This is a genomic window from Sphingomonas sp. 10B4 (assembly GCF_035019905.1).
GTDB classification, from domain to species: domain Bacteria; phylum Pseudomonadota; class Alphaproteobacteria; order Sphingomonadales; family Sphingomonadaceae; genus Sphingomonas; species Sphingomonas glacialis.
This window is the reverse complement of sequence record NZ_JASJVC010000199.1, coordinates 1-461: the sequence shown is the minus strand read 5'-3', so window position 1 is coordinate 461 and position 461 is coordinate 1. Positions and strand designations below refer to the sequence as shown.

At 53.1% G+C, this 461-nt stretch carries 1 protein-coding gene; it reads left to right on the top strand.

The annotated features are described in order from the left end of the window. Positions 1-461: transposase (locus tag QN347_RS19455; protein WP_323494352.1), on the top strand; the 461-nt coding region annotated here is incomplete at both ends.

The following is a 461-nucleotide window of genomic DNA, read 5'->3' as shown; positions in this document are numbered from 1 at the left end:
ATTTAGGCGACAGCCTCATTGGACACATCAGCCGTGACGGCACGGCGATTGCGGCGCGCGAGAAGCCGAAGAAACACATGAAAGTTGTTTCCGTAGAAAAGGCCCAAAAGCAGCGCCGTGGACGGCCAAAGAAAGGCGAGATAAGGCCGCCAAAGGAAGAGAAAGTGACCAAGATAGGCTGGCAGTTGACGCAAACTTTACCGAGCATCGTCAATGCTTTACCCAAAGAGTGTGACCGCGGCACTAAATGCAATGCGCAAGGTTATAAAGTGAGTTGGAACGGCTACAAGCTGCATATCGACACCGCTGACTGCGGCGTTGCCATCAGTGCGCTATTGACCAGCGCCTCGGTGCACGATAGTCAAACGGCGGTGCCGTTAGCAACGATGACGGCCGCACGAGTAACGAATTTGTACGATTTGATGGATGCAGCGTATTGCAGTGAAGAGTTAAGGGCACAC